Raw genomic sequence first — 5663 nt, 5'->3', positions numbered from 1 at the left:
CTTTGGGAGCAAGCTCCCTCAGATTCGCTCGACTTGCATGTATTAGGCACGCCGCCAGCGTTCGTCCTGAGCCAGGATCAAACTCTCCAATAAAGTGTTTGACTTGCTCATTGTGTACTAAATAGTACGTTTTGTTGTTAATCGAAATTAACGTTGGCACGCTTGGTTTTGTTTAGTTTTCAAAGAACATTCATTTCGTAACTTCTTTTCAGAAGCGACTTTATTAATATATCATATCAACCAATAAAGGTCAATAACTTTTTCGGATTATTTTTTCGGGATAATATTCGAAACTTCCTTTCGTAGGAAGAATCTAATAATAACTTAATTATATTTATTTGTCAACTATTCTAAAAAAGTTTTTTAGAAATTATAATAAATATCTTTTTTACAACTAGTACTTATTGAAAAAGTAATTATAACTGTTTTCTTTCCTCTTCTGTAAAAATTCTCGATCTTGTTAAAAACCTAACCCCTTCTGGTCCTTCAAGCGAAAACATCCCTCCTCTGCCATCTACTACATCAATTATTAATTGTGTATGCTTCCAATATTCATACTGTGCTTTTCCGATATAAAAAGGACAATCCTCTATATACCCTAATAAAACATCCTCATTTCCTATTAAGAATTCATCCATTAAGTAGCACATTGGTGAACTACCATCACAACATCCACCAGATTGATGGAACATTAAATGACCATGCTTCCTTTTTAATTCTGCAATTAACTCTTTTGCCTTTTTTGTGCAGATTACCTTTTCAACATCTCCCATCAGAAAACATCCTCCTAATAATACTGACTTCCGCATCATTTTGCGGAAGTCAGTTTAAATTATTTAGAAAAACCCTAATTTAGTAGAGCTATAGCTTACTAACATATTTTTTGTTTGTTGATAATGACTAAGCATCATTTTATGATTTTCTCTTCCGATTCCCGACATTTTGTATCCACCAAACGCTGCATGCGCTGGATATGCATGATAGCAATTTGTCCATACACGCCCTGCTTCAATACCCCTGCCAAACTTATAAGCAGTATGAATATCTCTCGACCAAACTCCAGCTCCTAATCCATATAACGTATCATTAGCTATGCTTAGTGCTTCACTATCATCATTAAATGTAGTAATAGATACAACTGGTCCGAATATTTCTTCTTGGAAAATTCTCATGCTATTTGTCCCTTTAAAAACAGTAGGCTTTACATAATACCCTTCACTCAAATCTCCTTCTAAAATATTCCGTTCCCCACCGGTTAATACTTGAGCTCCTTCTTGTTTACCAATATCTATATATGCAAGAATTTTTTCTAATTGCTCATTTGATGCCTGAGCACCAACCATTGTAGTTGTATCTAGTGGATTACCTTGTTTAATCTGATTAACACGTTTTAAAGCTCTTTCCATAAATTCATCATAGATTGATTCTTGAATGAGTGCGCGTGATGGACATGTACACACCTCACCTTGATTGAGGGCAAACAGCACAAACCCTTCTATTGCTTTATCAAGAAAATCATCCTCCTTTGACAACACATCTTCAAAGAATATATTCGGAGATTTTCCACCTAATTCGAGGGTTACAGGAATCAGGTTTTGTGAAGCATATTGCATAATCAATCTGCCAGTGGTTGTCTCACCTGTAAAGGCAATTTTTGCAATACGACTATTAGAGGCTAGTGGTTTTCCTGCTTCTACCCCAAATCCATTCACTATATTTACGACACCTTTTGGTAGAATGTCTTCAATTAGTTCCATTAACACTAAAATACTAGCAGGAGTTTGTTCTGCAGGTTTAAGAACAACACAATTTCCTGCAGCAAGAGCAGGCGCAAGTTTCCAAACAGCCATTAAAATCGGAAAATTCCATGGAATGATTTGCCCTACTACTCCTAATGGCTCTTGAAAATGATATGCTACTGTATCCTTATCAATTTCACTAATACTACCCTCCTGAGCACGAATACAGCCAGCAAAATACCTAAAGTGATCAATTGCTAGCGGGAGATCTGCATTTAATGTTTCACGTATAGGTTTACCATTATCCCACGTTTCCGCAACAGCTAACGTTTCTAAATTTTGTTCAATTCTATCCGCAATTTTGTTTAATAGATTCGCACGCTCAGCTACAGACGTTTCCCCCCATGTCACTTTCGCTGCATGAGCTGCGTCTAACGCAAGTTCAATATCCTCTGCAGTTGAACGAGGGATTTCACAGAATACTTTTCCGTTTACAGGAGATACATTCTCAAAATATTCCCCTTTCACAGGTGGTAACCACTCACCACCAATATAATTGTTATATCTTGTTTTAAAACTTACTTTTGCCCCTTCTGTTCCAGGCTGTAAATAAATCATCCTAAACCCTCCTGCTATTTTTATTTATACTTTGATAGTTATCAGGAAGTTATCTATGTAAGCGCTATTAAAACTATCGATATATATTTATTCAATAAAATAATAATTATTACTTATCTTAGAATTTGTATCCTTATGTTCGCACTATATCAAATGCACTGTTTGTCATATAGTTATTAATAGCCTGTATTTTGATGGACAAGTAAATATACCCGGTTATTTCGGATAAAAAAGGAGATAGAGCAACTGTTATATAAATGAAATCCAACAGTCTACCTTATCAAGAAAGTATAGTATGGGCTAAAGATGTGAATAACCTATAATTGCTCCTTCATTTCTGTATGATTTAATTCTATTACTTTATTTAGTCCTTTGTCCTTATTAGCCTTATCAAACATCTGTTATTACCCAGGTAATAAAGGATGACAAGCCTTCTGAACAAAAGTTGAAAATATAGGAGTTCCTATCAAACCAAGATATATTCTTATCTAATACAATAGAAAAAAGCCTGTCCCTTATTGGCAGACTTTCACTAACAATATCTTGATTAAATATTGAAATATTTATTTTCAAGAACAGTAAATGGTAATGGACGACTAAAATAAAATCCTTGAATTTTCGTTCTATTTTGAGAAGTAATATATATAAGTTGCTCCTCCTTTTCAATTCCTTCAACAACAATATCTTTATTTAAAGCCTTGATGACTTTAAAAATAACAGATAACAGAATCGTATCAAATTCCTCTTTTGGAACATTTTTAATAAAATTTTGATCAATTTTTATTACATCGATCGGGAGTTCCTTCAAAAATAAAAGCGAGGAGGTTCCAACACCAAAGTCGTCTAGAGCAATAATAATATTTCTCTTATTTAACTCCCTTAAAAAAACAAGAATATCCTTCAAGTATGCACTTATATCACTTTCAGTTATCTCAATTTGAAGCATTGAAGGAGGAAAATTATATTTTGCTAATACTTCATCAATTTTATGAATAAAGTGATGATTCTTCATTTGTGTTTTTGAAACATTAATTGATAAGACCAGATGATTAAAGCCTTTACGGTGTAGTGAGCTTATTTGTTGTATAGCTTCAATTAATACCCATTCGCCTATCTTCGGCATTAATCCTGTTTCCTCTGCTACAGAAATAAATAAATTAGGAGAAATTATCCCCTTTGTTGGATGATTCCAACGAATAAGTGCTTCAACCCCAACAACATTATGATTTATACTACAGATTATCGGTTGATAATGTAATTCTAACTGATTTTTTTGAAGTGCAAATTTTAAATCATTCTCTAATTCAAGTATATCTCTATAATCGCTATCTACAGTAAGCTCTTCATAAAATAAGAATTGATTTTTCCCTTTTCGTTTCGCTTCATACATCGAAATATCAGCCTTTTGCAATAACTCCTCTAGAGTTATACCGTCCTGTTGATAAATACTTACTCCTATACTAGCTGTAACCGAGGTTTTTAATGAACTAAAATGATTTTCTTCTCCTACCTTATTGATAATATTCGTTACTAATAAACGCAAATCTTCTATTTGTGCAAAGCGTACTAAAATGACAAATTCGTCTCCACCAATTCTTGATATTAATCCATTTCTTTCTTTTATCAACCTTGAAACCCTATCAGTAATAGAAATAAGTAATTTATCACCTATTTCATGACCTAAGGAATCGTTTACACGTTTAAATCCATCTAAATCCATGAATAAAACAGCGAGCTTACTATGTTCATCCCCAATCAAATTTGTAAATTCATTATATAAATAATATCGATTTGGGAGCATTGTAAGCTGATCATAATATGCGAGCTTTATTACATCATTATGTTTTTCCTCGAGTGATGCTAGCATTCTGTTAATTGTATTTTCAAGCTTTGATAGCTCATCTTTATGCACTTTACTTACCGTTACTCTAGATGTAACCTCTTTATTTTCCTGAATTTGATTTAATTGCAAGGATAATTTCCCAATACGTGAAACAATAAAACGATTTAACAAAAATAAGATTAATAGAATTGTAATTAAACTAGTAAAAAGTAAATAAATCGTCAATTGATTAACAACTGATTTTTTTTGTAAATAATGACTCCTTCTCTCAACAAAGGTGAGTTCATATTCTACATTTTGTGAATAATCTTTTAAAAAAAGTGAACCTCTAATATTCTTATCACTTATTGTCTCTACTTTTGTCCTTAAATTGTTCGGGTTTTTAACTTTTTTTAATGATAGCTGTATAGAAAGGGACTTTCCTAATTCTTCTATTACCTTTTCATCAATAATTTTACCAACAATTAATGTACCTACTGAATCACCCTTGCCGCTACTAGGATAAACAGGTTCACTCGAAGTAATAGTTAACCCATATTCTGTTGTAATGAGATGTGTTTTTCTATTGTTATTTGCTTTAGCTATTGTAAGAAATTCTTTATAAAAGTCTTGGTCTAACTTTAAAAATCTTTTATTGGCAAGGTCATAGCCAACCTGATGGACTAGCTGGTTCTTATCATCTAAAAAAATCATATAATTAAGAATAGTATTTTCAAATGTATGCTTTTGAAGATTTACTTCCGGATATTTTGGATACTTATCCTTTATAAATAAGTAAGTATCATCCCATACAGACCAATCTAAATTTGTCCTTTTAATCATATCCATATTAGCTAGTAATTGGTTATAAATTGTATCCAATTCCTTTTGAATTTCATTTTCATCTAATTTTATAGCATCTTCTAAAACAACTGGACGAATAGTTGTCAATAGAAGCGCTAGAAAGAGGACCATTACAAATCCAACAACTAAGAGACTTTTTGTCTTAAGTTTCACTTTTTTTCACTCTTTCCATTATGTGTATAAATACCCAAACGATGTTTAAAAAGGTATAATTATGTATAACCGATTATTATATTCTAACACTCTATTTCAGAATATTTTATCTGTATTTTTTTCCAGTAAAAATACAGATACTTTAAATGACTTATAAATATTATTTGCCTGTTTGTTAACTTCTCTCTATTATGAGAGTACCCTTCTGTTTTCACTTTCCTACGACCTTCTTGCTTCTCCCAAGCCTCAGGCTAGTAAGTATACTTTGGCTCTACGCTTCTCTATCAACCTATCTGTTTTTATTTAAACACAAAAAAAGACCAGTATTTCTACTGATCTTTTTCCATCTTACCTGGCAACGTCCTACTCTCACAGGGGGAGTCCCCCAACTACCATCGGCGCTGAAGAGCTTAACTTCCGTGTTCGGCATGGGAACGGGTGTGACCTCTTCGCCATCGTCACCAGAT

3 protein-coding genes and 2 rRNA genes are annotated in these 5663 nt (G+C 32.8%); all 5 read right to left on the bottom strand.

Translation table 11 applies throughout. The features are described from left to right. Positions 1-93 (bottom strand): 16S ribosomal RNA (locus ACTJJ9_RS25900); the annotation flags it as partial. A 323-nt stretch (positions 94-416) separates the two neighbouring features. Further along, on the bottom strand, positions 417-773 hold the full coding sequence (locus tag ACTJJ9_RS25895) for a DUF779 domain-containing protein (RefSeq protein WP_095303553.1): 357 nt from the start codon (positions 771-773) through the stop codon (positions 417-419). A gap of 63 nt (positions 774-836) precedes the next feature. Then, on the bottom strand, positions 837-2357 hold the full coding sequence (adh, locus tag ACTJJ9_RS25890; protein WP_145585318.1) for an aldehyde dehydrogenase: 1521 nt from the start codon (positions 2355-2357) through the stop codon (positions 837-839). Positions 2358-2904: 547 nt separating this feature from the next. Further along, entirely contained in the window at positions 2905-5196 is a 2292-nt protein-coding gene (locus ACTJJ9_RS25885) for an EAL domain-containing protein (RefSeq protein WP_440769000.1), read from the bottom strand. Between the two features lie 350 nt (positions 5197-5546). Continuing rightward, positions 5547-5662 (bottom strand): 5S ribosomal RNA (rrf, locus tag ACTJJ9_RS25880). Between the last annotated feature and the right edge of the window lies 1 nt (position 5663).

Origin of the sequence: Metabacillus sp. 22489, assembly GCF_052044855.1 — a bacterium.
Taxonomy (GTDB): Bacteria; Bacillota; Bacilli; order Bacillales; family Bacillaceae; genus Metabacillus; species Metabacillus niabensis.
The sequence above is the reverse complement of the archived record's forward strand: the minus strand, read 5'-3'. Positions and strand labels throughout refer to the sequence as shown.

What these genes read in the sequence shown, in the direction of transcription:
- ACTJJ9_RS25895 (WP_095303553.1), bottom strand. Translation starts at nt 773, where the DNA reads ATGGGAGATGTTGAAAAGGTAATCTGCACAAAAAAGGCAAAAGAGTTA.
- adh (WP_145585318.1), bottom strand. Translation starts at nt 2,357, where the DNA reads ATGATTTATTTACAGCCTGGAACAGAAGGGGCAAAAGTAAGTTTTAAA.